The sequence below is a fragment of the Streptomyces sp. KM273126 genome, from assembly GCF_004337435.2.
Classification (GTDB): Bacteria; Actinomycetota; Actinomycetes; order Streptomycetales; family Streptomycetaceae; genus Streptomyces; species Streptomyces acidicola.
Genome location: NZ_SJXB02000002.1, coordinates 1,157,565 through 1,181,415, shown reverse-complemented (window position 1 = coordinate 1,181,415; position 23,851 = coordinate 1,157,565). Strand labels below are relative to the sequence as shown.

20 protein-coding genes and 2 pseudogenes are annotated in these 23,851 nt (G+C 71.4%); 4 read left to right on the top strand and 18 right to left on the bottom strand.

The features are described 5' to 3' along the window. Positions 1–9: 9 nt before the first annotated feature. The 7 genes and pseudogenes from E0500_RS35760 to cobT all read right to left on the bottom strand — a co-directional run. A pseudogene (locus tag E0500_RS35760) lies at positions 10–389 on the bottom strand (TrmH family RNA methyltransferase); the annotation flags it as partial. Next, a complete protein-coding gene (locus tag E0500_RS35755) occupies positions 390–1,403 on the bottom strand; it encodes a teichoic acid biosynthesis protein C (protein WP_131570692.1) in 1,014 nt (337 codons plus the stop codon). It lies immediately after the preceding pseudogene. Positions 1,404–1,693: 290 nt separating this feature from the next. Beyond that, complete coding sequence (locus E0500_RS35750; protein ID WP_131570693.1) at positions 1,694–2,128, bottom strand: SH3 domain-containing protein; 435 nt, start codon at positions 2,126–2,128, stop codon at positions 1,694–1,696. Between the two features lie 237 nt (positions 2,129–2,365). Then, positions 2,366–3,214 carry an XRE family transcriptional regulator gene (locus tag E0500_RS35745; protein WP_131570695.1) on the bottom strand — a complete coding sequence of 283 codons (849 nt, stop codon included), beginning with the start codon at positions 3,212–3,214 and terminating at the stop codon, positions 2,366–2,368. A gap of 600 nt (positions 3,215–3,814) precedes the next feature. After that, complete coding sequence (locus tag E0500_RS35740) at positions 3,815–4,702, bottom strand: RNA methyltransferase (RefSeq protein ID WP_131570697.1); 888 nt, start codon at positions 4,700–4,702, stop codon at positions 3,815–3,817. Positions 4,703–4,790: 88 nt separating this feature from the next. Then, complete coding sequence (gene cobA, locus E0500_RS35735) at positions 4,791–6,047, bottom strand: uroporphyrinogen-III C-methyltransferase (protein WP_131570699.1); 1,257 nt, start codon at positions 6,045–6,047, stop codon at positions 4,791–4,793. A 199-nt stretch (positions 6,048–6,246) separates the two neighbouring features. Next, a pseudogene (gene cobT / locus E0500_RS45610) lies at positions 6,247–9,910 on the bottom strand (nicotinate-nucleotide--dimethylbenzimidazole phosphoribosyltransferase). A gap of 351 nt (positions 9,911–10,261) precedes the next feature. On the opposite strand from cobT, the gene E0500_RS44540 reads away from it, so the two are divergent. Further along, entirely contained in the window at positions 10,262–10,429 is a 168-nt protein-coding gene (locus E0500_RS44540) for a hypothetical protein (protein ID WP_258573734.1), read from the top strand. 389 nt (positions 10,430–10,818) lie between these two features. Here the strand turns inward: E0500_RS44540 and cbiE are convergent, their stop codons facing one another. The 5 genes from cbiE to E0500_RS35705 all read right to left on the bottom strand — a co-directional run bounded on the left by cbiE (position 10,819) and on the right by E0500_RS35705 (position 15,767). After that, a complete protein-coding gene (gene cbiE, locus E0500_RS35725) occupies positions 10,819–12,036 on the bottom strand; it encodes a precorrin-6y C5,15-methyltransferase (decarboxylating) subunit CbiE (RefSeq protein ID WP_131568329.1) in 1,218 nt (405 codons plus the stop codon). Positions 12,037–12,302: 266 nt separating this feature from the next. Further along, positions 12,303–12,938 (bottom strand): GNAT family N-acetyltransferase, encoded by a 636-nt coding sequence (locus E0500_RS35720; RefSeq protein ID WP_131568331.1) that lies wholly within the window; start codon positions 12,936–12,938, stop codon positions 12,303–12,305. Between the two features lie 151 nt (positions 12,939–13,089). Then, entirely contained in the window at positions 13,090–13,914 is an 825-nt protein-coding gene (locus E0500_RS35715; RefSeq protein WP_131568333.1) for a MetQ/NlpA family ABC transporter substrate-binding protein, read from the bottom strand. Positions 13,915–13,980: 66 nt separating this feature from the next. Then, entirely contained in the window at positions 13,981–14,727 is a 747-nt protein-coding gene (locus tag E0500_RS35710) for a methionine ABC transporter permease (RefSeq protein WP_131568335.1), read from the bottom strand. Then, positions 14,724–15,767, bottom strand: a complete 1,044-nt coding sequence (locus tag E0500_RS35705) for a methionine ABC transporter ATP-binding protein (protein WP_131568337.1) — start codon at positions 15,765–15,767, stop codon at positions 14,724–14,726. Before E0500_RS35705 ends, E0500_RS35710 begins: the two co-directional genes overlap by 4 nt. 479 nt (positions 15,768–16,246) lie before the next feature. On the opposite strand from E0500_RS35705, the gene E0500_RS35700 reads away from it, so the two are divergent. Together E0500_RS35700 and E0500_RS35695 are read left to right on the top strand one after the other, a co-directional pair. After that, a complete protein-coding gene (locus tag E0500_RS35700) occupies positions 16,247–16,606 on the top strand; it encodes a hypothetical protein (protein WP_131568339.1) in 360 nt (119 codons plus the stop codon). A gap of 1 nt (position 16,607) precedes the next feature. After that, positions 16,608–17,030, top strand: coding sequence for a hypothetical protein (locus E0500_RS35695; protein ID WP_131568342.1), 423 nt, complete (start codon positions 16,608–16,610; stop codon positions 17,028–17,030). 12 nt (positions 17,031–17,042) lie between these two features. On the opposite strand, the gene E0500_RS35690 is transcribed toward E0500_RS35695, so the two are convergent. The 3 genes from E0500_RS35690 to E0500_RS35680 all read right to left on the bottom strand — a co-directional run bounded on the left by E0500_RS35690 (position 17,043) and on the right by E0500_RS35680 (position 19,346). Further along, positions 17,043–17,546 carry a GNAT family N-acetyltransferase gene (locus E0500_RS35690; RefSeq protein ID WP_131568344.1) on the bottom strand — a complete coding sequence of 168 codons (504 nt, stop codon included), beginning with the start codon at positions 17,544–17,546 and terminating at the stop codon, positions 17,043–17,045. Positions 17,547–17,590: 44 nt separating this feature from the next. After that, on the bottom strand, positions 17,591–18,103 hold the full coding sequence (locus tag E0500_RS35685) for an RNA polymerase sigma factor (protein WP_131568346.1): 513 nt from the start codon (positions 18,101–18,103) through the stop codon (positions 17,591–17,593). Between the two features lie 73 nt (positions 18,104–18,176). Next, a complete protein-coding gene (locus tag E0500_RS35680; RefSeq protein ID WP_131568348.1) occupies positions 18,177–19,346 on the bottom strand; it encodes a glycerophosphodiester phosphodiesterase in 1,170 nt (389 codons plus the stop codon). A 375-nt stretch (positions 19,347–19,721) separates the two neighbouring features. Between E0500_RS35680 and E0500_RS35675 the strand changes: the two genes are divergently transcribed. Continuing rightward, the gene (locus E0500_RS35675) at positions 19,722–20,396 is read left to right on the top strand and encodes a 1-acyl-sn-glycerol-3-phosphate acyltransferase (RefSeq protein ID WP_131568350.1); all 675 of its coding nucleotides are present in this window, start codon (positions 19,722–19,724) and stop codon (positions 20,394–20,396) included. A gap of 244 nt (positions 20,397–20,640) precedes the next feature. Here E0500_RS35675 and E0500_RS35670 read toward each other — a convergent pair whose 3' ends face one another. The 3 genes from E0500_RS35670 to E0500_RS35660 form a co-directional block, all read right to left on the bottom strand. After that, entirely contained in the window at positions 20,641–22,173 is a 1,533-nt protein-coding gene (locus E0500_RS35670; RefSeq protein ID WP_131568361.1) for an MFS transporter, read from the bottom strand. Then, a complete protein-coding gene (locus E0500_RS35665; RefSeq protein ID WP_165935142.1) occupies positions 22,170–22,721 on the bottom strand; it encodes a TetR/AcrR family transcriptional regulator in 552 nt (183 codons plus the stop codon). The genes E0500_RS35670 and E0500_RS35665 overlap by 4 nt, the downstream gene beginning before the upstream one ends. Before the next feature lie 79 nt (positions 22,722–22,800). After that, the gene (locus E0500_RS35660) at positions 22,801–23,772 is read right to left on the bottom strand and encodes an aldo/keto reductase (RefSeq protein WP_131568364.1); all 972 of its coding nucleotides are present in this window, start codon (positions 23,770–23,772) and stop codon (positions 22,801–22,803) included. Positions 23,773–23,851 lie beyond the last annotated feature (79 nt).

The following is a 23,851-nucleotide window of genomic DNA, read 5'->3' as shown; positions in this document are numbered from 1 at the left end:
TGGGCTCCATCAGGCCGGCGGGCGGCCCGTCGCCACCGCGTAGAACGCGACCGCTGCCGCCGCGCCCACGTTGAGGGAGTCGACGCCGTGGGCCATGGGGATGCGGACCCATTCGTCGGCCGCCACCAGTGCCTGGGTGGACAGGCCGTCGCCCTCGGCGCCGAGCATGAGGGCCACCCGGTCCATCCGGTGCCGCCGCCTCGTCGAGTGTCTTGGCCTTCTCGTCGGGGGTGAGCGCGAGGAGCGTGAAGCCGGCCTCGCGGACGGTCTCCAGGCTCTTCGGCCCAGGTCCCCAGGCGTGCGTACGGCACCGCGAAGACCGCGCCCTTGGAGACCTTCACCCTGCGGCGGTGGAGAGGATCCGCGCAGTCGGGCGAGAGCCCCACGGCTCACCGGAGCCGCTTCGCGTAGAGGGAGAACCTCCTCCGTCCCGGCGCGCCTTCGGCGAAGCCGATGTAGAGCCGCCTGTCGCTGCGACGTACCGCCAGGCCCTCCGGTTCGCGCCAGGACAATCCCGGTGCGGTCCGGTCGCGGTATTCCTGGTCCACGGTGCGGGTACGCCAATTGATCCGCGAGATACGGGTGTTGCCACTTGACGTCGCAGGGTTGTCGGGGCCGTAGCCGCTGCCCATGAGCTGGTATACCGAGTCACCGTACAGAGCCATGCCCTGGAAGGGCAGGCCGAGGTGGGCGTCGGGTTGCGCGAAGTCGGCCAACTGCCGGAAGTCCCATGCGGCGAAGCGCGTGATGTCGTACACCGCGAAGCGCGGGGTGCCCTCCACCTTGTAGCGCAGCAGGAGTCTGCCCCGGTCCGGGTCGAGGGTGACGTAATTGCTGGTCGAGCCCGGCACGGGGCGGTAGGCGCTGATGCCGGGGCTGTTTCGGGTGAGGACGCGGCCGTCGGCGAAGCGGAAGCGGCAGACGCCGCGGCCGTATCCCGAGGCCGGGTTCGCGTCCCACTCCGTCCACAGGCTGCTGCTCCCGCGTCGCTCGCCGACTCCCATGGCTCCGCCGTGGCCGAAGCCCTTGAGGAACATGTGCCCCGTCAACGCCCCCTTCATGGAGAGGCGGTTGAGGCACAGATCCCCTCGGCGGGCGCGTTCCGCATGGGTGTACGCGCGGCTCTCGCCCGCCAGTCGCAGGCCGCCCTGCACCACCTGGAGGGCGTAGAGGTCACCGTTCACCTCGTCGAAGGCGAAGGACTGCATCACGGTGGGGCAATGCAGACGCAGGCCGGTGAGCCAGGCCCTTCCCCGGGCGGAGAGCTCGGGCGTGCCGCCTCTGGAGGGCCCGGCCGTTGTCCGGGCCTGTGCCCGGCCGCCGGTCCACAGGGCGCCGCCCAGGACAGCGGCCAGCATGAGGGCGTTCCTACGGCTGGGGTGTTCGGTTCCGGAGATGCTCACGAAGGCTGCCTTTCTGTCTGTACGTCGCTGACCGCCGGTGCCCGTTGTTGTCTGCGCACGTGCGCGAGGAACGCGAGGGAGGGGACGGCGCGCTCCATCCGCGACGGAGCCCGCCAGAAGGCCGTGGGACGGGGCTGGTCGCCCACGGCCTGGAGTGTGCGGTCGCGGGCCGCGCCGGGAGCGGGGGTCTCGTCGGCGCGGGCAGCGACCGCGGCCGGGTGGGGCCGTGGGCCCCACCCGGGGTTCACTCCGCGGAAGTCGAGGCCCTTCGCGGAGGTCGTCGAGTGTTCCTACTTCTCCGGAACGACGTCGAGGTTGCGGACGTAGCGGGCGGAGACGTAGCCCTTCCGGTCGGCGAGCTTGTACCAGTGCTTGTTGCCGCCGACGCGGGTGCCGTCCTTCTTGTAGGCGAGCGGCACCTTGGCTCCGTGCCGCAGCGAGCCGATCACGTGGTAGCCGGTGCCGGGGCCGGAGCGGATGTTCAGGCGCGCGGTACGCGTGGCGACGACACCCCGGCTGCTGCGGCGCACCGCGTTCGGCTCCTTGTTCGACGGAGTCGTGTGGCGGGCGGTGGGCGCATGCCCGGTGGGCGCCTGCTGGGACGGCGCCGTCGAGGAAGCGGGCGGCGTGGTGGGGATGCCGTCAGCGACCGCGACAGCGGCCGGGGAGAGGGCGAGCGCGGCGAGTACGGCGACGGTGCCGTGGCGGAGTTGACGCAGGTTCATGGATGTCTCCTTCGAGGCGAGTATTCCGCGTTGTGCCGCACACGGGTCAGGGGTTCCGGAGGACGTACCGTGCTCGGCTGCCGGACGCTTCGGATCGGCGCCGACACCTCAGTCGTGTCCGGTGCCGCGCTGCCCAACTCCCGTCCCCGGTGTCCCGGAACGGGCTGGGAAATCCCCTGCATGTCCGTGAAGTTGGCGCGGGCCCTACCGCCTCAATCCGGAACGGGGCCGGGACTCTCACGCATCGGGAGCGGACATCACCTCGGAGCTGTCCTTACTGGTGCACGCCAGCTTCCCCTCGGCGATCGCGCACGCCTCTTCCGTCCGGAGCGGCGACGCGGCCAGCATCGGGCTGCTCGCGCGGTCCTCGCGCAATTCCGGGTACGAGGTCAGCCGCTCGTCCGGGCCCGACTCGATGGAGACCTCCCGTACGACCGTTCCCCCGTGGACATGGACCTCGGACCAGACCGCGGAACAGGCCCGGCTGTACCGCAGCCGCACCACGTACCCGCCGCTCGTCACGCTGCTCACGGTCCGCGCGTCCTGGGTGCAGCGCGACGCGTGCGGGAGCCGCCCCTGGCAGGACTCCTCCGAGCATGAAACCGGCTTGTTGTCGGCCGTGTTGGCGGAGGAGAACAACGACAGAGACAGGGACGGGGACGTCAAGCGTGCGGCGAAGGCCGCGACGCCGAGCACGACGCACGCGGCGATCACCAGCACGAGGAGACCGCGCCGGCGACGGGGCGTCCGCGGTCGCGGCATGGCCTCGGCCGGCGAGTTGTCCGGCACGGTGGGTGGCACGGCGGGTTCTTCGGGGAGGTCTTCGCGCGCGTGATGCGCCACGCCCCACAGTACGAACAACCGGGCGCCGTCCGCCCCGGCCAGCCGTCCCAGCGCCTCGACCGCCTGCCGCGGCGGGAATTTGTCCCCGTTGAGGTACCGGTGCCACGCCGACTTGCTGTAAGCGGTTCGGGCAGCCAGCTCGGCCAGGCTGAGGCCGGCCTGGTCCTTGAGACCGCGTAGGCGTTCCACCAGGAGTCGCGTGTCGTTGTCCAGCGCTGCGGGAAGTGGCCGCCAACGAGCCATCCCTGTCCCCTTTCGTCCCTGCACCCTGCGACAGCCCGTGCGCCCGCGGCACTTGTGCCGCCGAGCCGTCCCACTTCGTCCCAGATGCGCCGGTATACATACCCTCACGCCATTCGATGAACACACTCCGTACGGGATCAGCAACTCACCGAAACCGGCACGGTCTCCAAGGAAGGACGCCGACATGGATCAAGCATCCGATCCCTTCCTCGGCGGAGAGTACGAGCATGGCGCCGGACCGAGTCGCGGCTCGGAGATCGACAACGCCGGGCAGGTGCTGGATTGCTTTCCTGGAGGGGCTTCGGCTCCGAGAAGAAGGTGTGAGACCCTCGTGCGGCATGACTGGGGAGCGCTTGTCTGCCCCAGTCACCAGGGATCTACGATTCCCCCATGCGTCCCCCGCGTATCAGGGGGCGGCGCCAGGAAGCTGCGTTCACGCGGGTCGGCTTCCGTAGCTCAGCTGGGTAGAGCACATGCCTTCCAAGCAGCTGCCGTGTGGACGTACACCGAGGCGCCGGCTGGCCATTTGAGTGGTCTACCGGACCCACAGCCACCACACGAATACCGGCGATCTCTTGAGACGTGTCGTGGCGACGTGGCTCAGAGCCTCGTCGCGTAGAAGGCCACGGCCGAGGCTGCGGCGACGTTGAGGGAGTCCACTCCCGCGGACATCGGGATCCGCACCCATTCATCGGCCGCGCGCAGGGCGTCGATCGACAACCCCTCGCCTTCGGTGCCGAGCATCAGCGCCAGCTTCTCGTACCGGCGGGCGGCCAGTTCGTCAATCGTGATCGACTTCTCGTCGAGGCACAGGGCAGCCGTCATGAAGCCGTGCTCACGGAAGAGTTCGACATCCTTCGGCCAAGAGGTCAGCCGGGTCCAGGGGACGTGGAAGACAGCGCCCATCGACACCTTCACCGCCCGCCGGTAAAGAGGGTCAGCGCAGCGTGGTGTGAGGAAGACGGCGTCCACGCCCAGAGCGGCCGCGTTGCGGAAGGCAGCCCCCAGATTCGCGTGATCAACTATGTCCTCGAAGATGGCAACGCGCTGACCTGCACCCCTTTGGAGACCCAACGGCAACATCGCACCGCTGTTGGTGTGGTCGTTGGCCGACTCCATGACGACGACCCGGCGGGCGGCCTGGAGGAGTTCGTCGGCCGTCGGCAGTGGTTTGCGCTGCATGGAGGCGAGGGCGCCACGGTGCACGTGGTAGCCGGTGACCTTCTCGGCGAGCTCCGGGCTGACCGCGTACACCGGGGCCGGGAGCTCGTCGATGACGTCGTGCATGACGTCTACCCACTTGGCCGAGAGCAGCATCGACCGCATCTCGTAGCCCGCCTCCTTGGCCCGTCTGATGACCTTCTCGCCCTCGGCGATGAACAGGCCCTCGGCGGGCTCGCGCTTGCGGCGCAGCTCCACGTCGGTCAGGCCGGTGTAGTCGCGCAGGCGCGGGTCGTCGGGGTCCTCAACGGTGATGAGATCGGCCACAGGGTGATACTGCCTTGTCCTGGGAGCGGTGCCAACGGCTTGAACGGGTTGGGTTACCCGGGGTTACTCGGGTGACTGCCACCCGGGGTTACTCGGGTGGCTGCGGCCGGGCCGGTGCGGGGGCCTGCCCGCCCACCGTCACGACCTCGCCGATGACGATGACCGCCGGGGGCTTCACGTCCTGGGTGCGGACGGTCTCGGCGACCGTGGCGAGGGTCGCGTCGACGCGGCGCTGGGCTGCCGTCGTGCCCTCCTGGACGAGGGCCACGGGGGTGTCGGCCGGCTTGCCGTGGGCGACGAGGGTCTCGGCGATCCGGCCGATCTTGTCGACGCCCATGAGGATCACGAGCGTGCCGGTCAGTCCGGCGAGGGACGTCCAGTCGACCAGGGAGCGCTCGTCGTCGGGGGCCACATGGCCACTGACCACCGTGAACTCGTGCGCCACGCCACGGTGGGTCACCGGGATACCGGCCGCGCCCGGGACGGAGATCGAGCTGGAGATGCCGGGTACGACGGTGCAGGGGATACCGGCCTCGGCGAGCGCCTGGAGCTCCTCCATGCCACGACCGAAGACGTACGGGTCGCCGCCCTTCAGACGGACCACCGACTTGCCCTGTTTCGCGTGCTCGATGAGCGCGTTGTTGATCGCTTCCTGCGCCATGAAGCGGCCGTACGGGATCTTCGCCGCGTCGATCACCTCGACGTGCGGCGGGAGTTCGGCGAGCAGGTCACGCGGGCCGAGACGGTCCGCGATGACGACGTCGGCCTCGGCGAGGAGGCGGCGGCCGCGCACGGTGATCAGGTCCGGGTCGCCGGGGCCTCCGCCGACGAGGGCTACGCCAGGGGTGCGGGTGCGGTGGTGGGGCGCGACGAGGGTGCCGTCGCGGAGGCCCTTGACCACGGCGTCGCGGATGGCGGCGGTGTGGCGGGGGTCGCGGCCCTTGGCGCGGCTGGTGAGGACGGCGACCGTGACGCCTTCGCTGTGGCCGGTGGCGGGGGTCCATGCCGTGGCGGCGTCGGCGTTGTCGGAGCGTACGCACCAGACGCGGTGCGCCTCCGCCTCGGCCGAGGCCTGTGTGTTCGCCTCCGGGTCACTGGTGGCGATCAGGGCGTACCAGGCGTCCGCGAGGTCGCCGTCCGCGTAGGGGCGCCTCTCCCAGGTGATCTCGCCCGCTTCCGCCATCGCTTCCACGGAGGGGGTCGCTTCGGGCGACACGAGGAGGATGTCGGCGCCTGCGGCGATGAGGGCCGGGAGGCGGCGCCCGGCGACCTGGCCGCCGCCGAGGACGACCACTCGGCGGCCGGTGAGGCGGAGGCCTACGGGGTAGGCGGGGTGTTCGGCCATGAGAAGTGCGGCTCCTCGGGCTGGCGGCGGTGCGGTGGGCGCGCTGCGGCTTTGGAGCGACCCTGACGTGCGGATTTTATGTGTGGGGCCGGGAGGTGACCGGGGTGGGGTGGGTTTTCTTTCCCCACTCCACACCCCTTCCCGGAACCGGGGGCTCCAGCACCGCGCCCCCGAACGTGCGGCCGGCCCGCGGGTGACCCTACTTTTCTGTTACCCCTGCGGAATCGAACGTCGCCACCTCGTGCATCGCCCGCGCCGTGCTCTGGACCATCGGGAGGGCGAGGAGGGCACCCGTGCCCTCGCCGAGGCGGAGGTCGAGGTCGACCAGGGGGCGCAGACCCAGCTTCTTCAGGGCCGCCATGTGGCCCGGCTCGGCGCTGCGGTGGCCGGCGATGCAGGCGGCCAGGACCTCGGGGGCGATGGCGCGGGCCACCAGCGCGGCGGCGCCCGCGCTGACGCCGTCGAGGATCACCGGCGTACGGAGGGACGCGCCCCCCAGGAGCAGGCCCACCAGCGCCGCGTGCTCCAGGCCGCCGAACGCCGCGAGGGCGCCGATGGGGTCGGCCGGGTCGGGCTGGTGGAGTTCGATGGCCCGGCGGACCACCTCGGTCTTGCGGGCGAGGGTCTCGTCGTTGATGCCGGTGCCCCGGCCGGTGACCTCGGAGGGGTCGGTGCCCGTGAAGACCGCGATGAGGGCGGCGGACGCCGTGGTGTTCGCGATGCCCATCTCACCCGTGAGCAGTGCCTTGTTGCCCGCCGCGACCAGGTCGCGGGCCGTCTCGATGCCGACCTCGATCGCCTGCTTGACCTCCTCGCGGGTCAGCGCGGGGCCGGTCGTCATGTCGGCCGTGCCCGCGCGGACCTTGCGCGGGAGGAGGCCCGGAGTGGCCGGGAGTTCGCAGGCCACGCCGACGTCCACGATGCAGACCTCGGCGCCCACCTGGCCGGCGAAGGCGTTGCAGACCGCTCCCCCGCCGAGGAAGTTGGCGACCATCTGGGCGGTCACCTCCTGCGGCCAGGGGGTGACGCCCTGGGCGTGCACGCCGTGGTCACCCGCGAAGATCGCGACGGCCGCGGGCTCCGGGATCGGCGGCGGGCACTGGCGGGACAGGCCGGACAGCTGCGCCGAGATGATCTCCAGCATGCCCAGCGCGCCCGCAGGCTTCGTCATGCGCTTCTGCCGCTCCCACGCCTCGCCGAGCGCCTTGGCGTCCAGCGGGCGGATACCGGCGACCGTCTCGGCGAGCAGGTCGTGCGGCTCCTCGCCGGGCAGGGCGCGGCGGCCGTACGTCTCCTCGTGGACGACCCAGGACAGCGGGCGGCGCTTGGACCAGCCCGCCTGTAGCAGCTCGGGCTCCTCCGGGAACTCGTCGACGTACCCGACGCACAGGTACGCCACGACCTCCAGGTGCTCGGGCAGGCCCAGGGCGCGCACCATCTCGCGCTCGTCGAAGAAGCTGACCCAGCCGACGCCGAGGCCTTCGGCGCGGGCGGCGAGCCACAGGTTCTCGACCGCGAGGGCGGAGGAGTACGGGGCCATCTGGGGCTGTGTGTGGCGGCCCAGGGTGTGGCGGCCGCCACGGGTCGGGTCGGCGGTGACAACGATGTTCACCGGAGTGTCGAGGATCGCCTCGATCTTCAGTTCCTTGAACTGCTTCGCCCGGCCCTTGGGCAGCGACTTCGCGTACGCCTCGCGCTGACGCTGGGCCAGCTCGTGCATCGTCCGGCGTGTCTCGGCCGAGCGGATGACGACGAAGTCCCAGGGCTGCGAGTGGCCGACGGACGGCGCCGTGTGGGCCGCTTCCAGGACACGCAGCAGCACGTCGTGCGGGATCGGGTCGCTGCGGAAGCCGTTGCGGATGTCGCGGCGCTCGCGCATCACGCGCAGGACGGCGTCGCGCTCGGCGTCCTCGTAGCCGGGCGCGGCGGGGCCCCTGGGCTCCCTGGCCTCGTCCGCGGCGGCCGTGCTCTCCTCCTGGTCGGCGACCCTGGTGTCCAGGTCCTCCGCGTGCTGTACGACCTCGGGCTCCGCGTCCGCCGCGAGCGGCTCCGGAGCGGGCGGTTCCGCCACGGGTGCCTCGGGTTCGGCGAGTGCCTCGGGTTCGAGGACCGTCTCGGGTTCGCGGGGGCGGGGACCGTGACGATGGGGGTCTCACCCGGGGCCGGGGCGGCGGGGGAGCCGGGTCCGGGGCCGGGGCCGGGGCGGGGGCGGGTGCCTCGTCCGGGGTGGTGGGCTGTGCCTCCGCCTGGTCCTCGGGCACGGGCTCGGTCTCGGGCTCCGGCTCGGTCGAGGTCTGGGGTTCGAGCTCGGTCGAGGTCCGAGGTTCCGGCTCGGTGGAGATCTGTGATTCCGGTTCGGTCGTGGGAAGCACGTCCTCCGCGGCTGCCGCGGGCGGCTCGGTTGCCGCGGGCGGCTCCTCGGCCGGCGTGGGTGCCGTGGGCTCTGCGAGGGCCGGGGCGTCCTCAGGTGACGGCGTGGTGGGCACGGGGGCGACCGGCGGCTGGGCGTTCTCCGGGAGCTGGGTGCCCTCCGGAGCCTGTACGACGTCGGGGGCCTCGTCCTGTGCGGGCACGGGCTCGGCCTGCTCGTCGACCGCTGCCGGGGCCTCCGTCTCCGGAGCCTGTGCGGACTGCTCCTCGACGGGGACGAACTGTCCGCCGGGCGGTGCCTGGTCCACGGCATGCTGCTCAGGCGTCTCGGCCTGCGCGGTCACTTCGTCCGGCGCCGCGTGGAGCGGCTCGGAGGCGGTGGGTTCGGCCAAGGGGGCCTGCTCCTCGGCGGGGGCCAACTCCTGGTCAGGCAGGGGCTGTTGAGTGGGCGCGGTGTCCTGGACGGGCTGCTCCGGCACGACGGGCGCGGGCAGCGGCTCCTCCGGAGCGGGCACGGCCTCGGCGTCGAGCAGCTGCGGGACTGCCTCCGCCTGGGGCACGGTCTCCGCCTGAGGCACGGTCTCCACCTGCGGCGCGGGCTCCGCGTGCGGAGTCTCCGTCTGAGTCACGGGGTTCACGGCGTGGCCGGTCGCGACCTGGGAGTCCGCGTCCGGAACCTGGGACGCGGCGTCCAGCATGTGTTCGGCCTGGACGGCGAGTTGAGGGCCCTGCTCCGCGAGCTGCGGCTGTGGCGCGCTCGGGGTGCCCTCCACGCCCGTCTCCGTCGCCTCGTCCCCAGGCGTCGCCTGGGCGGCAGACGCCTCCTGCGCGGGCTGCGGGTCAGGCACCGGCTGGGGCGCCACCACCTGGTCCTGCACGACAACCTGTTCCTGCACAACCACCTGGTCCTGGACGGCGGCAGGCTGGTCCGCAACGGCGGCCTGCTGGTCCTGCGGGGCCGGCTGCCCCTGCAAGGCCGGCTGGTCTTGCGGAGCCGGCTGCTCCTCCACTGCCGCGACGGGCTCCGTCTCCGTCGGCAGTTCGGCCGGCACCTGCGCCGGCGTCCCGGCGGCCGGAGCCGCACCGTCGAACACCTGGGGGGCCTCGGCCACCGGGAACGCGCTCGGGTCGGGGGCCGAGGGATCCAGGGAGCCGTCCAGCGCGTGCAGGGCCTCGGGATTGTGTACGGCCTCGGGGACCTGGGGCGAGAGCACCTCCCCCCTCACGGCGGGGGCGGGCGCCGCCGCCGGCGCCGTACCCGCTGCCTGCCCGCCTCCCGGGACGACCGTTTCTGCTCCCGTCCCGTCCCCGGGCACGGCTCCACCGGCCGCGCTCCCCACAGGCGCCGCAGCGGACGGCACCGTTTCCACGCCTGCCGGAGCCTGCGGAAACCCGGTGGCCAGCGAGGACGTCACCGGTACGGCCACCCAGGGCGACGCGGCCCGAGGTGCGGCCTCCGCGTGCTGCGGCACGTCAAGGTACTCCGGGCCCATCGCGGGCGACCCGGACTGGCGAACCGCGCCGGGCGGGACCGGGGCACCGGCGGGGCCGCGGTCGGCGAGGGAGCGGACCGGGCTGGGGGAGCCGCCCGGGGTCGGCGGGCCGAGATGCAGCGGGCGGCGGGCCACCGGCGACTGCGGCACGGGCGTGGCGACCGGCGCACGGCGGGGCCCTGACGCCGAAGCGACAGCGGGCGCCTCAGGTGTCTCGGGGGCGACGGCGCTCGGACCGGGCGCACGGACGGCACTCACGTCGACGGCACCGGTGTCCCGGCCGTCCGTCTCGTGCGGGCCCGGCTCGTGGACGACCTGGACGACGGACTCAGGGGCCGGTGGGGTCGCTTCGTGGCCCCACGCACCCTGGGCGCCCGGCAGCAGCAGCTCTTCGTCCACGGCGGCGGTCTCGGAGAGGTAGGTGTACGCACCCGGCGCGTGGACGCCCGGCTGCTCCACCATGCCTGCGTTCTCCGGCAGCCCCTCGGCCGGGACCTGGCCGGTGTCGGTCATGCGTAACCCCTCGCCCATCCGTTAGTGCTCTTCGCCAGCTGGCTCGGAACGGCGCACCGACCGCCCCACAGTGGAGAACGAGCGTGCGTGCTCAGCGGCACGAGACGATCCGCCCGCAAGTCGACAAAGCCATTCCACATGGCATTGTCGCGGTCGTCCCGCCGTCGCGGCAGCTTGATCCGCAATGGCCCGCTGTGGCCTGCGCCACGTTGCGCGCCCTCCCGTTCCGCCGTACCACGACCCGCCCCAAACCGGGCGCGCTTTCCGGACATTGGGCTACGAAGCACCTACCGCCCGAGTGCAGTACAACGATCCGCCAGCCTACCTCGCCGGTACGACAACAGGATCACTGGGAACGTCCGGACGGCCGCCCGTTCGCCGCCCGACGCCACTCCTCAGCGAGGGGTTTCGCGCCGCGCGAGTTCCCCTGTGAGCAGGAACGCAACGCTCCGTTCCTTCTCCGCCCAGGCCCGCGTGTCGAGTTCGACGGACTGCACGAGGGCGCACTGGACGTCGTATCCGTGCTCGGTGAGGTCCCTGCCGATGAGTTCGGCGGCGTCGCGGGTGGCCGCGTGCGTGACGATGCGCTGCGGGCGGCGGTCGGCGACGGCGGAGACCACGCGCGCTCCGCCGCCGCCGACGCGGACGACGTCGGGTTCGGGGAGGTTCTCCAGAATGTGCGGCGCGGTGCCGTGCACCACTTGGAGTTGGACGCCGAAGCGCCGTGCCGCGAGGGTCGTGCGGCCGCAGGCGTAGGGGGTGCGGTCGACGGCGATGACGGCGGCGCCGCAGCGTGCGGCCTCGGTCGCGAAAGCGCCGCTGCCGCAGCCGATGTCCCACACGAGGTCGCCCACGCGCGGGCCGAGGCGGGCGAGTTGGGCCGCGCGCAGCAGATCGGTCTCGCCCTCGCCCAGTTCGCCGCCGTACTCGTCGGCGGGCAACGCCCAGCCGCGCGGTCCGGCAGCGGGGTCGCGTCCGGCGATCCAGCCGCCGCCCTCGCCGGCGGTGACCGGGCCGCCCATGACGATGACGACGTTGGGGTCGCGCCAGGTGTGGTCGGCCGCCTTGTCGGAGGACAGGATGGTGACCCGTTCGCGTTCGGTGCCGAGTTCCTCGCAGATGACGAAGGTGCGGTGGATTCCGTCGAGGAGCAGGCCGAGTTCGGCGGGTCCAGCACCGGGCGAGGTGAGCACGGCGACCTTGGTGTGGGCGCGGCATACATTCACCGCGCGGCGCAGGGTACGCCGGTGTGCCACGACCACCTGTGCGTCGTCCCAAGGCATCCCCGCGCGCGCGAAGGCTGCGGCGACGGACGAGACGGCGGGGACGACTTCGACCTCCAGGCCGTACTCGGGCGCCCGCAGGGTGCGGACGACTCCGAAGAAGCCGGGGTCCCCGTCGGCGAGGACGACAGCGGTGCCGCGGTGGCCTGCGATACGGCGGGCGGCGAGGGCGACGCTGCCGAGGCGGATGCGCTCGGCATGCGGGGGCACTTCGTCGAGCGCCAGGTGGTGGGCCGCGCCGGCCACGAGCGTGGCGGCACCGAGGGCGGAGCGCGCCGCGGCGGTCAGCGGCGAGCCGTCCCAGCCGATCACCGTGACCCGGTCGGCCATCGTCGTCAGTCTCCAGGGTTCGCGCAGGTCGTCAGGGGCAGCCCGGACAACGGGCTCCGTGAGGGTACCTGGTCGGGCCCGGGGGCGCCGCGCCGGTCGTACGGCAGGGGGCCGGGACTGCCGTGGCCGCCGTACGTCATCGAGCCGGGGAGTACCGGACGGGCCTGGCCGGGAGAGCCCGAGCGCGTCGCGCCGGCGGTGGCGCGTGGGGCCGTCGTCGTGCCGTGGCGGGCGATGCCCAGGGGGTCGACAGGGGGGCCGAGGGGTCAGTTCCAGTTCGAGTACGAGGTGAAGCCTCCGGAGTCGGCCAGTTCCTCGCTGACGCCTTCGAGGTCCTCGGGGAGGAGGCTCCAGACGATGTAGTCGGTGCGGATCTCGGCCCAGCCCTCCTCGGTGCGGGTACGCGCTATGCACGCGTTGCGCAGGACGCCCTCGCTGATGCAGCCGATCTTCTGGGCGACCTGCTGGGAGGCGGTGTTGTCGGCGGCCGTACGGAGCTCGATGCGCTCGAACTTCTGGTCCCGGAACAGCCATCGGGCGGTGGCCAGCGCCGCTTCGGAGGCGTAGCCCTCGCCCCGCGCCCAGGGGGCGATGACGTACAGGAGTTCGGTGGACCGCACGTGCCAGTTGGTCTTGGTCAACTGGATGAGGCCGACCAGTCGCTGGGTCAGGAACTCGGTGACGGCGAGGTCGAGTCCGCGGCCTCCGGTGCGTTCACCGGGTGCGTACTCGGTGATCCAGGTGCGGGCGCCGTCCTCGGTGAAGGGCTGGGGGACGTCCGTCCAGGCCATGACCTGCTCGTCGTTCATCATCTCGGCCAGGGCCGGGACGTCGTCCTCGTCGAAGGGGCGCAGCACCAACCGCTCCGTGCTGATGGAGATGTCGGGGAAGGTGGTAGTCATGCGCCGCTCCGTAACCTTCGGAAACCTTCGGGCCTGCTGAACTGCCCAGCATGCAGCATGAAAGCACTGAACCGCACGCGCGGGGTCCACTCCTGGTGAGGAGCGGACCCCGTGCGGTGACGTGGTGCGTGTGCCGGAGGTGACGGGTGACTCAGAACGACGGAAGGACCGAACCGGCGTACTTGTCCTCGATGAACTTCTTCACCTCGGGGGAGGTGAGCAGCTTGGCGAGCTTCGTGACGCGCGGGTCCTTCTCGTTGCCCTCCTTGACGGCGAGGAAGTTGCCGTAGGGGTTGTTCTTCGGGGACTCCAGGACGAGCGCGTCCTCGGCGGGCTTCAGGTCGGCCTCGATGGCGTAGTTGCCGTTGACGACGGCGGCGTCCACGTCGTCCAGGGAGCGGGGGGTCTGGGCCGCCTCCAGCTCCTTGAACTTGAGGTTCTCGGGGTTCTCGGCGATGTCCGCGGGGGTCGCCGAGTTGTCCGCGCCGTCCTTGAGGGTGATGAGACCGTTCGCGGCGAGCAGCTTCAGGGCGCGCGCCTCGTTGACGGTGTCGTTCGGGACAGCGATGGTCGCACCGCTCTTGAGGGCGCCGACCTTCTCGACCTTGTTCGAGTAGAGGCCGAGGGGCTCCAGGTGGACCGTGACGACGGGCGCGATGTGGGTGCCGTTCTTCTTGTTGAAGTCGTCGAGGTACGGCTGGTTCTGGAAGTAGTTGGCGCCGACGGAGCCGTCCTCCGTCGCCGTGTTCGGCGTGACGTAGTCGGTGAACTCCTTGACCTCCAGGTCGAGGCCCGCCTTCTTCGCCAGGTTGTCCTTGACGTAGTTGAGGATCTCGGCGTGCGGGGTGGGACTCGCGGCGACGATCAGCGGGCCGTCGGCGGAGCCGGAGTCCTTGTCCGCGCCGCAGGCGGTGAGCCCGAGGGTGAGGGCTCCGGCGGCGACGACGGCGGTGGCGAGCTTGGCGGTGTTACGCACGAAAAGTGCCTTTCCTTTTGGGGTGGTACGGCCCCGTGACGGGTGAACGGGGAGTCCGAGGGGGAGTCAGGCGGCCTTGCCGGTGTCCGCGGTCGCGGGCTCCTTGACCTTGAGCAGGCGCAGCTTCGGGGCGGGGCCCGAGCGCCCGCTGCGCCGGTGCAGCCCGCGGGCCGCGTAGTCGCCGGCGAACTGGATGAGTGAGATGACGACGGCGAGGATCGCCACGGTGATCCACATCAGCTCGGTCTCGAAGCGCTGGTAGCCGTAGCGGATGGCGATGTCGCCGAGGCCGCCCGCGCCGACCGTGCCTGCCATCGCCGAGTAGCCGATGAGGGCGACGATCGTGGTGGTGGTGCCGGAGATCAAGGAGGGCAGGGACTCCGGTACGAGGACCTTGCGGACGATCGTCCAGGTGTTGCCGCCCATGGCCTGAACGGCCTCGACGAGCCCGTGGTCCACTTCGCGGACGGACGTCTCGACCAGGCGTGCGAAGAAGGGGATGGCCCCGATGGCGAGCGGCACGATGGCGGCCTCACGGCCGATGGTCGTCCCCGTGATCCAGCGCGTGAAGGTCATCAGCGCGACCATCAGGATGATGAACGGCAGCGAGCGGGTCACGTTCACGATCTGCCCGATGACCTTGTTGGCCACGACGTTCTGAAGGAGTCCACCGCGGTCGGTGAGCACCAGCAGCACACCGAGCGGGAGGCCGCCGACGACCGCGATGAGCGTGGACCAGCCGACCATGTAGAGGGTGTCCCAACAGGCCTGCTCCAGCAGGGGCTGCATGGCCGAAAACTCTGCCCAGGTCATGTGGTGGCACCTTCCTTCACCGGTGTGGGCTCCTGTTCGCGGCCCAGGACGTCGATCTGGAGGCCCTGTTCACGCAGGAAGCCGATCGGTACGACGTTGTCCTCGTAGCGGCCGGGGAGTTCGACGCGCATACGGCCGATCTGCTTTCCGGCGACGGTGTCGATGGCCGCGCCGAGGATCGAGATGTCGATGTTGTAGGTGCGCGCGAGCTGCGAGATCACGGGCTGTGTGGCCGCCTCGCCGTGGAAGGTGACGTCGATGACGGTGCCGTCGTCCCCGGAGGTGTCCCCGCCGACCGGGAAGAGGGCCGCGGCCAGTTCGGAGCCGGGGGTCGCGAGGAGTTCGCTGACCGTGCCGGACTCGACGATGCGGCCCTGCTCCATGAGGGCCGCGGAGTCGCAGACCGACTTGACGACGTCCATCTCGTGCGTGATGAGCAGGACGGTCAGGCCCAGCTGCTGGTTCAGGTCGCGCAGCAGCTGGAGGATGGATCGCGTGGTCTCCGGGTCGAGGGCGCTGGTCGCCTCGTCGGAGAGGAGCACCTTCGGATCGCCGGCGAGGGCGCGGGCGATGCCGACGCGCTGCTTCTGGCCTCCGGAGAGCTGGGCCGGGTACGCCTTGGCCTGGCCGGCGAGGCCGACGAGGTCGAGGAGTTCGAGCGCCTTGCGGGAACGTTCCTTCCCCGACCTGCCGAGGATCTCCAGCGGCAGCTCCACGTTGTCCTGGACGGTGCGCGAGGACAGCAGGTTGAAGTGCTGGAAGACCATGCCGATCCGGCTGCGCGCCGCGCGGAGTTCCCGGCCGGCCCGCGGACCGCGCCCGGCCAGGGCCGTGAGGTCCCGCCCGGCGACGGTGACCGTACCGGCGGTGGGCCGTTCCAGCAGATTGACGCAGCGGATCAGCGAGGACTTGCCGGCGCCCGACTGTCCGATGACGCCGTACACCTCGCCCTCCCGTACGTGCAGGTCGACGCCGTCGAGGGCGGTGACCTCACGGCCGCGTGAGCGGTAGACCTTGGTGAGGCCTGATGTGGTGATCACTGGGGGTTTCCATCACTGTCGAGTGCGCGGGCGTGGGTGTGCCCGGGCACGGAGGGGTGAGGTGCGCGCGGGCGGCTTGAGTCACGTACGGCGAACGGCGCACGGACATGCCGCAGCGGCTCGCTTCGGGGCGCGAGTCTCAGGGCTGGTGCGGGGGCCCTCTAGAAGGCGCACATTCGACACAGACAACGAGCACCGGGCGTCAGGGTCGCCTCGGTCGCAGGGATGCGGCAGCTCGTCGTGGTCATGCGATCAGTAAACCAGACCCATGGTCCTGACATGCCACCCCTTGTCCGCATGATGGACGGTGATGGACAGGACGCTCCAGGCCATCGTCCCTGGTCCGCGGGGTCGGTGGGCTGCGCGGGGGGCCGCCGGGTTGTGGTCAACGCCACGGTGGTCACGCCGGTGGCGAGCCTCGCGGCGGCGAGGCCGGGGGCGAGGGCGTGAGGGCTTTTGGCCCGTAATAGGGTCACGGCATGCTTGATGCCCTGACGGTGGCGACCGCCGTTGCCGCGCTGCTGCTCGCTGCCTGGTGCGGCTGGGCCGCGTATCGCGACCAGCCGACCAAGGACTGGCACTTCATCGGGATGGCCGTGGTGTCGGTGCTGGCCGTGGTGCAGCTGGTGGTCGGGATCGTGCAGTTGGCCCGCGGCGAGAAGCCGGACCAGGGCACCACGATCTTCGTGGCGTATCTGCTCGGGGCGCTGGCCTGCGTTCCGGTGGCCGGTTTCATGTCACTCGCCGAACGCACGCGCTGGGGCAGCGTGACCGTCGCGGCCGGCGGTGTGGTGCTCGCCGTGCTCCAAGTACGGCTCTACGACATCTGGGGAGGCTGAGATGGCGACCTCCGAGGAGGCCGGGGAGCGAACGCGGCGAGCCCGGCTCATCAAGGGGCCGGGCATGCTGCTGGTCTGGCTGTACGGCGTGATGGTCGTCGGTGCGGTGTCGCGCTCCGCGGTGCAGATCTCCACGGAGTTCGAGCACGCGCCCCTCGCGTACTCGCTGTCCGCGGTGGCCGGCCTGGTGTACGGGTTCATCACGTACTCACTGGTGCGGGGCGGGGAGACCGCCCGCAAGGCGGCACTCGTGTGCTGCGCCGCCGAGCTGTTGGGCGTGCTGGTCGTGGGGACGTGGACGCTGGTGGAGCCGTCCGCGTTCCCGGACGCGACCGTGTGGTCGGACTACGGGATGGGATACCTGTTCATTCCCGTGCTGCTGCCGCTTTCCGCCGTGTACTGGTTGCGGAAGGGAGCGCGGTAGGAGGCGGCGACCTTACGCCGTCGCCGCGTACCGCCCCGCCGGGGCCGTCTTCTCCAGGACGATCATCGGGACCCCGTCCTTGCCCTTCGACGTGCCCACCGTCTCGTAGCCCACCCGTCGGTACAGCCGCAGGTTTCCCTCGCTGCGGTGGCCCGTGTGGAGGCGGAACCTCGTGGCGCCGCGCTCCTCGGCGAGGGCGGATTCTGCCGCGCGGAGGAGCCGGGCGCCTATCCCGTGGCCCTGGAGGCGCGGGTGGACGCAGAGCTTGCCGATGGACGCGGCGCCGTCCTCGTCGATGCAGCCGTGGACGGAGCCGACCACCTCGTCACCCAGCCGGGCCACGAACACGCAGTCCGCGGCGACCGCTTCACGGACCGATTCGAGAGGCTGGACGAGCGGCTCGATGCGGTAGTTGCCGTACAGCGCGGCCTCACTCTGGAAGCACAGGTACTGCAGCCTGAAGATCTGCTCGGCATCCTGCTCGGTCGCCACGGAGATGGTCACGCTCATGCCCATGTGTGCACGCCTCCCGCTCACCTGTCGCCTGTTGTCCCCCACTCCTATCCCCGCGGTTCGCGGGCCGCAACCTCCGCAGCGAGCAAACGACGCAGACATCCCAGACATCTGGAACGTTCCGGCCCAAGACTCCCCTGTGAGATACCCAACTCACCCGCGATCTCACGGTACGTAAGGTCCTGGGGAGACAGGAGCGCCGCGAGCAGCCGGGGACAACGCCCCGGCAGCCGGCGCACCGCTGCGTGAAGCGCCCGGCGGCGGGCGGCGGTGAGGGCCAGTTGCTCGGGGCCGTGGTCGCGGTCGTCGGTGGGCTCGTCGCACTCGTCGTACCGCCGTTCCCTGCGGGTCGTACGACGGGTGCGGCGTACCTCGGAGCGGACGGCCCGGCGCAGCCACCGCTGCGGGTCCTCGGGTGGCCCCTCCGCGTCGAGGCGCTCCAGGAGACGGAGCCAGACCGCCTGTTCCAGGTCGCCCGGCTCGGCTCCGGAGGCGTGCGCCTCGGCCGAGGCCTCGGCGGTGAGCAGCGGGCGCAGGACGGCAACCAGATCGTGTGTCACAACCGGCACGACGACGGCCGCCCGGGCCAGGGTTGCCCGAGCGGCCGTCTGTCACCCCAACGGGGCCTGCGGCTCAGCCGTTGACGAAGTCCTCGCGGGCCAGGAGACCGGTGTCCGGATTGTCGGTGAAGACGCCGTCGATGCCCGTGGCGAAGTACGCCTTGAAGGCGCCGAAGGCGTCGCCGTAGGCGTCCGCGTCCGTTCCCTTGCGGAAGTTCGCCGGGAGGAACGGGTTCTCGTTGCGCATCGTGTACGGGTGCAGGACCAGGCCCACCTTGTGGGCGTCGGCGACGAGCGTGGTGGGCGTGCCGAGGTTGCCGCTCGCGTCCTTCGGGATGACCAGGTCGAGCGTCGGGCCGATGCCCTGGGCGTAGCCGGCGATCTCCCGCAGGCCCTGGGGCTTGATCAGGTCGGCGACCGTGCGCGGGTCGCCCGTCGCGACGAAGTCCCAGGGGCGGGTGTTCGCACCGGAGAGCAGGACGACCAGGGGGTTGTCGACGAGCTTGTTCAGGCGCTGGACGCTGGTCGGCTCGAAGGACTGCAGGATGACCGGCGAGTTCCGCCTGTCCTTGCCGTACTTGCGCAGCAGCTTGGCGACCCGCTCCTCCAGACCCAGGCCGAGCTCCCGGAAGTAGGTGGGGTGCTTGAGCTCGGGGTAGATCCAGACCTGCTTGCCGCGCTTACGGGTCTGCTCGTCCTGCCACTTCAGGACCTCTTCGAAGGTGGGGATCTCCCAGCGGCCGTTGTACAGAGTGCTGTGCGGGCGGTTGGCCGGGATGCGCTCGACGGCGCGCAGCGTCTTCAGCTCGGCGAGCGTGAAGTCCTCGGTGAACCAGCCGGTGGTGGAGACGCCGTCCAGCATCTTCGTGGCCTTGCGGCCGGCGAACTCGGGGCGGCTCGCGACGTCCGTGGTGCCGCCGATCTCCGGCTCGTGGCGGCAGACCAGGTGACCGTCCTTGGTGGGCACCAGGTCACCGGCCTCGACGATGTCGGCGCCCATGTCGAGGGCCAGCTGGTAGGAGCCGAACGTGTGCTCGGGCCGGTAGCCGCTGGCCCCGCGGTGGCCGATGATCGTCGGCACGGGCAGGCTCTTCAGCCCACCGCTCGTCGGCCGGGCGTCGGCGGCTCCCGCCGTGCCGGCCAGCCCGAGAACCGCTCCGCCCGCACCGAGCACCGCGGCCCCGAGCAGCGCCCGCCGCCCCGTCCCCCGGTCCTGCTGCTCGTACGACTCCTGCGTCCCCATAACGGCACTCCTTCACAAGACGCCCTGCACCTGTCAAAGCGGGACGATCGTAGGTGGCGCGAGATGACGTACGGGAGACCCGTGACAGAACACCCGGATGACGCTGGATGTCGTCCGGATGCCTTGCGGGACAGATGAGTTGACGCTCCGCCGGCTTGGGCGGGGCGGCCGGGGGTACCCGGCGGAGAGCGCGGCGCGATATCCGTCACACGAACGGCCCCGCCGTGGAAACGCTCATCGGGACGCAACCGCAGGTAAAACTACGTCAACAGTACGTATCCAGTCCGTGAACCCGATGTGCGAGACCCCGGGAACCGCGAGTATCGTCCTCACCTGCACAGACTCCTATCGAACCCCTTGACACCGGAGGGCCCGTTGTCCCGCTTCGCGCTCATCAAGGCAGTGCTCGGACCGATCATGCGTCTGATGTTCCGCCCACGGGTGGAGGGTGCGGAGCACATCCCGGGGGACGGCCCGGTGATCCTCGCCGGCAACCACCTCACGTTCATCGACTCGATGATCCTTCCGCTGGTGTGCCACCGGCAGGTGTTCTTCATCGGCAAGGACGAGTACGTCACCGGCAAGGGGTTCAAGGGCCGGCTGATGGCCTGGTTCTTCACCGGCGTCGGCATGATCCCCGTCGACCGCGACGGCGGCCGGGGCGGTGTCGCGGCGCTGATGACCGGACGACGCGTGCTGGAGGACGGCCGGATGTTCGGCATCTACCCGGAGGGCACGCGCTCGCCCGACGGGCGCCTGTACCGCGGGCGTACGGGCATCGCTCGCCTCACGCTGATGACCGGTGCGCCGGTGGTGCCGTTCGCGATGATCGGCACGGACAAGATTCAACCCGGGGGTGCGGGGTTGCCGCGGCCCCGGCGGGTCACGGTGCGGTTCGGTGAGGCGATGGAGTTCTCTCGGTACGAGGGGATGGACCGCGACCGGTATGTGCTGCGCGCGGTGACCGACTCCGTGATGGCCGAGGTCATGCGGCTGTCGGGACAGGAGTACGTGGACATGTACGCGACGAAGGCCAAAGAGGCCGCCTGACGCTCCGCTGGACAGGAGACTGCAGGTCGTTCGTCGACTGCGGGTTCGTTGTGGCTGGTCGCTCCGTCGCCCCACGACGATCCACTGGCTGCCGACGGTGGCGAGACGCCTCGAAGGGGTTCCCCTTGTGCGGCTCCGCCGCGATGGGGGTCCCCCTGTTCGAGCGAAGCCGAGAACGTGGGGGGCGGGGCGTTCATCCCCCTCCCTCAAGGGTGCGCCCCTGACAGAGGCACACCCCCCTCCCTCAGGGGTGCTCGGCCCCGTCCTCCAGCCGTTGCCCGCGCAGCAGGAACCAGGACGCCACCGACGCTGCCAGCAGCACCGCCGCGCCGCTGCCCGCCGCGAGGGCGAGACCGTCGACGAAGGCCTCGCGGGCCGCCGCCATGAGCGCGTGCGCGCTGTCCGCGGGCAGGGCCGACGCCACCTCGACGGCACCGCCGAGGGACTCGTGCGCCGCGGCCGGGGTGCCCGCCGGGGCCGGGAAGCCCCGGTACACACCGGTGACGATCGAGCCGAGCAGGGCGATGCCCAGGGCCGCGCCCAGCTCGTACGCGGTCTCCGACACCGCGGACGCGGCGCCCGACTGTTCCCTGGGCACGCTGGAGAGGATCACGTCGGCGGTCACGGTGAACGAGAAGCCCGCCCCGAGGCCGACCACCAGCAGCGCGGTACCGATCAGCGGGTAGCCGGTGGACCGGTCGAGGAGGGTGAGTACGGCGAGCGCCAGTCCGACCGCCGCGAGTCCGCCCGTGACCACGGACCGTACGGAGAACCTCCGGGCGCAGGAGCCCGCGACCAGTCCGGCCACCACCGCGCCGACGGCGGCGGGCAGTTCGGCGAGCCCCGCCTCGAACGGGCGCATGCCCTGGACGAGTTGCAGATACTGCGACAGGAAGAACACCAGCCCGGACAGGCCGAGGACGCTCAGCAGATCGGCGAGCACGGCTCCGGAGAACCCGCGGTTGGCGAACAGCCGCATGTCCAGCAGCGGTGTGGGCAGCGCGAGTTGGCGCCGGACGAACCAGTAGAGGGCGCCCGCGCCGAGCGCGGCGGCACCCAGCGCGTCCGGTGACGGGCCGTGGGCCGCGAGCTCCTTCACCGCGTAGACGACGCCGATCATGCCGACGAGCGACAGCGCGACGCTGGTCAGGTCCCAGGGTCCGGGAGCCGGATCGCGCGACTCGGGCAGCAGCCTGGCGCCGACGACGACGAGAACGGCCATCACCGGAAGGTTGATCAGGAAGACCGAGCCCCACCAGAAGTGTTCGAGCAGGAAGCCTCCGACGACCGGGCCGACCGCCGCGCCGGCGGAGGCGGTGGCGCCCCAGACGCCGACGGCGAGGCTGCGTTCGCGCGGGTCGTGGAAGAGGTTGCGGATCAGGGCGAGCGTGGCGGGCATCAGGGTCGCGCCCGCGACACCGAGCAGCGCCCGCGCCAGGATCATCAACTCCGGTGTCGTCGCGTAGGCGTTGAGCACGGATACCGCGCCGAAGGCCGTGGCGCCGATCAGCAGCAGCCTCTTGCGGCCGATGCGGTCGCCGAGACTGCCCATGGAGACGAGCAGGCCCGCGATCACGAACGAGTAGACGTCGCCGATCCACAGCAGCTGGGTGCCCGAGGGCTTCAGGTCCTCGCTGATGTACGGCGTGGCGAGACCGAGGACGGTGGCGTCGACGGCCACGAGCAGCACGGCGAGCACGAGGACGCCGAGCGCGAGCCAGCGGCCCGGGCGCTTCACCACCTCGTTCGTGGCCGCCCCCCGCAGGGCGCTGGTCATGGTTCCTCCCTCCGTAGTGCGCCGCCGAGCAGCAGCTCGACGATCATGAACTGGAAGTCCTTGCCGGCCACCCGGCCGTCGAGTACGGCCCAGGCGGCGGAGGCGATGAGCCCGTACAGGGCCTCGGTGAGCCAGGCGGGGGTGAGGTCGATACGGAACTCGCCGCTCTCCTGGCCGCGCCGGAACAGCGCGGCGATCCGGGCGTCGAGCCGGGCCCAGCCCTCGTTCTGGCTCTCGCCCTCGAACAGCTGGTTCTCGCCGTAGAGGAAGGCGAGCAGCCCGGCGGCGGGTTCGAGCTCCCGGACGAGGCGCCGTACGGCGTCGGTCGCCGGTCCCTCGTCGAGGCGGGCCGCGTCCAGGGCGGACTCGCACTCCTCGATGCCGAGCGACTCCAGCGCCCGGACGAGGGCGTCGCGCCCGGCGAAGTGCCGGTGCAGCGTGGCCCGGCTGATCCCGGCCGCCTTGGCGACCTCGTCCATGGTGGCGGTGGATTTCCGGGTCAGCAGGGCGGCGGCGCTGCGCAGCACGTGGTCACGATCGAGGGCCATGAGACAACCATAACCCACATGAGACATCAGTGTCTCATCACGAGCATGGCCGTCTCATGGCCCTCCGGGCGGGTCGGCCTCAGTGCCAGGGCAGCCGGCCGCGCCGCTCCCAGTACACGGCCGGTTCCTCCGTGAGTGCGGCGAGGCGGGTCAACTGGTCGTCGTCGAGGTCGACCACGGCGGCGTGCAGGTTGGAGGCGAGCTGGACGGCGGTCGCCGCGCCGGACAGCACGACACCCGCCCACGGCCGGCGCAGCACGAAGGCGAGGGCGACCGCGTCGGCGCCCAGTCCGGCCTGTTCGGCGACGGCCCTGACCGCCTCGGGGGCGTGCGGTCCGGCGAGGCGCCCGTTGGCCATGCCCTCCTTGACGATCACGGTGAGCCCGGCCTCGTGCGCCTCGGCGAGCGCCGGGGCGGCCGAGGTCTCCAGGGCGTTGTAGGTGGACTGCACGGTGCGGAAGAGGGGCTCGCCCTCGACGGTCACGGCGAGTGCGGCGCGGATCGCCTCGGCCTGGGCGGGCCCGCTGGTGGAGAAGCCGACCGTGAGGCCCTGGGCCGCGGCCTCGGCCAGCCTGGCGTGGAGCTCCTTGTCGGTGAGGGCCGGGCTGTCCGGGGTCACCGAGTGGATCTGGTACAGGTCGAGCCGGTCACCGAGAAGTGCGGCGCTCTCGGCGCGCTGCCGCTCGTACGTCTGGACGCTGTGGTCCTTGACCTCGTGCTTCTCCGCGTCGGTGCGCCAGTCCGCGGTGTAGGTGTAGCCCCACTTGCTGCCGATCACGACGTCGTCGACGTCAGGGCGGGCCGTCAGCCAGCCGGCGAGGAACTCCTCCGCGCGGCCGTAGGAGCGGGCCACGTCGAAGTAGCGGACGCCCTGGGCGTAGGCGGCGTCGAGGAGTTCGTGGCTGCGGGCGCGCAGCGCGTCGACGGTGCGTTCGGCCGGGAGGTCCTCCTCCCGCCCGAGGTTGATGTAGCCGGGGCGGCCGACGGCGGCGAGACCTAGTCCGATGTGGCAGGTGGGGGTCGTTGTTGAGGCCAGTCGGGCGAAGGGCATCGCGGGCTCCGTTCGGTCGGCTCCATACGGCTACCGACCAACGTAACCCGCGTGGACCTTTCGGCTCCCGCCTCAGAAC